5 protein-coding genes are annotated in these 3,900 nt (G+C 72.5%); 2 read left to right on the top strand and 3 right to left on the bottom strand.

All coding sequences use genetic code 11. The features are described from left to right. Nucleotides 1-38: 38 nt before the first annotated feature. A complete protein-coding gene (locus tag AC2CJA_RS25180) occupies nucleotides 39-839 on the bottom strand; it encodes a class I SAM-dependent methyltransferase (protein WP_484604972.1) in 801 nt (266 codons plus the stop codon). Between the two features lie 98 nt (nucleotides 840-937). On the opposite strand from AC2CJA_RS25180, the gene AC2CJA_RS25175 reads away from it, so the two are divergent. Beyond that, complete coding sequence (locus AC2CJA_RS25175) at nucleotides 938-1,552, top strand: CGNR zinc finger domain-containing protein (protein ID WP_484604971.1); 615 nt, start codon at nucleotides 938-940, stop codon at nucleotides 1,550-1,552. Here the strand turns inward: AC2CJA_RS25175 and sodX are convergent. Continuing rightward, complete coding sequence (sodX, locus tag AC2CJA_RS25170; protein ID WP_484604970.1) at nucleotides 1,471-1,887, bottom strand: nickel-type superoxide dismutase maturation protease; 417 nt, start codon at nucleotides 1,885-1,887, stop codon at nucleotides 1,471-1,473. The genes AC2CJA_RS25175 and sodX overlap by 82 nt on opposite strands. 167 nt (nucleotides 1,888-2,054) lie before the next feature. Between sodX and sodN the strand changes: the two genes are divergently transcribed. Beyond that, complete coding sequence (gene sodN / locus AC2CJA_RS25165) at nucleotides 2,055-2,450, top strand: superoxide dismutase, Ni (protein WP_093661405.1); 396 nt, start codon at nucleotides 2,055-2,057, stop codon at nucleotides 2,448-2,450. A gap of 382 nt (nucleotides 2,451-2,832) precedes the next feature. Here the strand turns inward: sodN and AC2CJA_RS25160 are convergent, their stop codons facing one another. Then, on the bottom strand, nucleotides 2,833-3,243 hold the full coding sequence (locus tag AC2CJA_RS25160) for a DUF2267 domain-containing protein (RefSeq protein WP_484604969.1): 411 nt from the start codon (nucleotides 3,241-3,243) through the stop codon (nucleotides 2,833-2,835). Between the last annotated feature and the right edge of the window lie 657 nt (nucleotides 3,244-3,900).

The raw sequence follows: 3,900 nt of genomic DNA, 5'->3' as shown, positions 1-3,900 counted from the left end.
TGCCGCCCCCGCGGCATCCCGCCTCCGGGGCGGCCCGGTCACTTCAGACCGAGCACCATCGCGTCGGCCGGCGACGCCCACACCGTCCGCGCCTCGGCGAAACCCGCCGCGCGCATCGCCTCCACGTGCCAGGCGGCGGACTGCGTCTCGCCGTCGGCGTGGTCCCCCGCCACCGGGTCACCGAAGATCCGGAAGCGTTCGGCGGCCGGCTCCGCCAGCACCGGGTCGGCGGCGGCCGACGCCCACCAGTCCGCCCAGTCCTGGGTGCCCGCGGCCTTCTCCCGCTCGCGCCGCGCCCGGTGGAAGGCGTTCACGGCCTCGTCGATCCGGGGCGTGGCGGGATCGGGCATGTGATCGGCGTTGACGAGGATCCCGCCGTCCCGCAGAACGCCCGCGAGCCGCCCGTACAGCGTCCGCAGCTCGTCGGTGCGCAGCCAGTGCAGCGCGGTGGAGGTGAGCACGGCGTCGTACGCCCGGTGCGGCAGGGCGTCCGTCCACCGCTCGTCGCGCAGATCGGCGGTGACGAACGCGGCGCGGGGCTCGGCGGCGAAGTGGCCGCGCGCGATGGTCAGCAGGGCCGGGTCCAGGTCGACCCCGGTGCCGGTGGCTCCGGGGAACCGGCGCAGCAGCCGGTCGGTGATGCTTCCCGTGCCGCAGGCCAGGTCCAGCACCTTCGGTTCGGTCCCCACCAGCGCCTCGACGGCGTCGAGCATCGCCGCGAAGCGTTCCTCGCGGTCGGGCAGGTACCACTCCTGCTGCCGGTCCCAGCTCTCCTGCCAGCCGCGCCACCGATCGGCCCCGGCCGTACCCGCCGACGCGCCCGTGTCCGTGTCCGCCACGGCAACCTCCCGCACTCCGAATACGTAATAACCTGGATCGAGGGACGACCCTTACTCGCCCCTCCCGTGACCATAGAGCGCGCCCGTAAGGACCACAAGTGGAACTGAACTATTACTCGGACTTCGCCGTGCGGCTGGTCAACACCGAGCAGCCGCAGCGCGGCGAGGACACGCTCACCTCCGTGGAGGCCGTACGCGCCCTCTTCGGCCCGGGACAGAGCGCCGCGCGGCGCGCCACGGAAGCCGACGTGACACGGCTGCGGGGAGTGCGCACCCGGCTGCGCGCGGTCTTCGCGGCCGCCTCGGAAGGGGACGAGACCAGGGCCGTGGACCTGCTCAACGCCCTGCTGATGGAGTTCCCCGCCAGCCCGCAGATCTCCGGACACGACTACCCGGACGACGCCGGCCGCCCCCGCTGGCACATGCATCTGGCCGACCATCCCGCCAACGCCACCGCCGGATACGCGGCCGTCGCCTGCATGGGTCTGGCCTTCCACCTCACCGACCTGGGTGTGGAGCGGCTGGGCCTCTGCCAGGCCGACCCCTGCCGCAACGCCTACCTGGACACCTCGACCAACCGCTCCCGGCGCTACTGCTCCGACCGCTGCGCCACCCGGGCCAACGTCGCCGCCTACCGGGCCCGCAAGCGCCTGGGGAACAGCGGCCGGAACGCCGAGAAGACCCAGCCCAGCAACGCGCCCGGGGTGCGCTGAACCTGCCGCGGGGGCCGCAGCCGCACCCACGCCCGCGCCACCACGAGTTCGTCGGGCACCACCCCGAACTCACGGCTGTCGTTGCGCACCGACGGATTGTCGCCCCGCACCCACCAGCCGCCGTCCCGCCGCTCCACGGCCCGCTTGACGATCAGCAGGTCGTGCTGGAAGGGATGCCGCACCACGACCACCTGCCCGGGCCGCACCGCTCCCCCGTAGCGCACCACCAGCAGGTCGCCGGGGCGCAGTGTCGGCTCCATCGACGGGTTGTAGACCTCGGCCAGCCCCATCCGCAGCAGTCCGCGGCCCTCCCGCTCGTCCGCCCGCTCCGGCATCCGCCGCACCTCCGGTCCCGTCCTCGGCTCCCGCGCCTCCCTGTGTACCCCGCACGTCCCCTCATCCCTCGGACTTTTGTCCCGGGTATACGGGGGCACACGCGAAAAGGCGCTCCTCACGGAGTAATCTCGCACGTGAGAAGACGATCACGAGGAAGGACAGCTCTATGCTCTCCCGCCTGTTCGCCCCGAAGGTGAAGGTCAGCGCCCACTGCGACCTTCCCTGCGGCGTCTACGACCCGGCCCAGGCCCGCATCGAGGCCGAGTCGGTCAAGGCCATCCAGGAGAAGTACCAGGCGAACGACGACCCGCACTACCGGGCTCGCGCGACGTACATCAAGGAGAACCGGGCCGAGCTCGCCAAGCACCACATCTCGGTGCTGTGGAGCGACTACTTCAAGGCCCCGCACTTCGAGAAGTACCCGCAGCTCCACCAGCTGGTGAACGACGCCCTCAAGGCCGCCTCGGCCGCCAAGGGCTCCACCGACCCGGCCACGGGTCAGAAGCTGCTGGACCTCATCGCCGAGATCGACAAGATCTTCTGGGAGACCAAGAAGGCCTGACCCGGGCTCCGGGGCCCGGCCCCGGTCCCCCCAGGACCTACCGGTCCTTCCTTCCGCACCCGGCCCGCCGGGTTCCGCCCCGGAACCCGCCGCGGACCGGGTGCGGCCATTTCCGGCCGGTCACGGGCCGCACGGCAGGCCGACCGCGCGCCTGGTCGCTGCACGCCAAGATCGTGCTGTGGGCCACCGGGATCTTCCTGGCGGGCGGCACCGTGCTCATCACCGCGATCGAATGGTCCGACCCCGCCGCCCGCGGCCATGGCCGCCAGGCAGATCGCGACCTGGTGGTACTCCATCCGCTCGACCGGGCCCCGCGGTCCCTGCCGCGACATCCGGACCGCTCCTCCGTCCCGCCGGGTGCCGCCCGGCCGGCCGTTCCCGCTCAGACCAGCTGGCCGGTCCGGCGGGTGAGCTGGGCGCGCCCGAACAGCAGGGCGTAGCCGGGTGGCAGCCGGTCGATGATCCGGTCGAGCAGGTCCTCGTCGGCGAGTTCGGCGACCACGCTCAGCACCGAGCTGACGTCCCAGCGCGCCGTCGCCGGGGTCGCGCCCTCGATGCGTGCGGCGACGCTGTCGACGAACTGCGCGCCGCTGAGCGGATTGGCCACCTTGAGCTGGTCGGTCAGCACGCGCGTGCCCTCCTGGGGGAGGCGGACGGCCAGTTCCGTGCGCTCCGCACCGGTGAGATGGCCACCGAGTGCCGAGAGCACGATCCGGCAGACGCGCTCCGCCTCCCGGGCCGTCGGGTACTGCCCCCGCTCGCGTACCTGCGCCACGAACTCGCTCCACCGCATGATCCATCTCCCCTTCCGTACTGACTTGGTACCGGTGAGGTGGTCGGCACGGGCCGTCGCCCGCTGCCCCGCCAGGAGCACGGGGCGGCCGGCGGTGCGGCACTGAGTGCAATGCCCTCCGCCATCTGTATAACCCAGGTCGAGAAAACTTGACAACACCCGGCTCAGGGGTACGCAGCCACCTCATGTCAGCCCTGGCTTCGGGGAGGCACGACAGCGAGCTTCCATCGGCCGGGACGTACACCCATGTGCCCGGGAAAAACGCTTTCATACGGAACGGGCCGTGGCATTCGCGAAGGCGCACGGACCACCTGCGGCGACGGCGGGCGGGAGCGGGTCCGTCCGGCACACCCGCCCTCTCCGCCTCTCGCGGCGCTGACCTCCCCTTCCCTCCGTCCAGCATGCCCGCGGCTCACGCCTCGGGGGTTTCGGGGAAGGAAAAGCCCGATGTGCTGTATGGCGGATCTCACACCCGGCGGTGAGGCGTCGGTGGAATCCCACACCCGTCCCTCCACGCCGGACACCTCCTCCCGTACACGGGCCGTCCTCCCGTCTCCGTCGGGTGCATGCCGTCGCAACCGCAATCAGCCGATGGCGTGGGGGGGGGGGGGGGGGGGGGGGGGCGGGCCGGGGGGGCCCGCCGGGCCGGTGCGGCGC

Source organism: Streptomyces sp. ATLC9, from assembly GCF_057196705.1.
The sequence above is the reverse complement of the archived record's forward strand: the minus strand, read 5'-3'. Positions and strand labels throughout refer to the sequence as shown.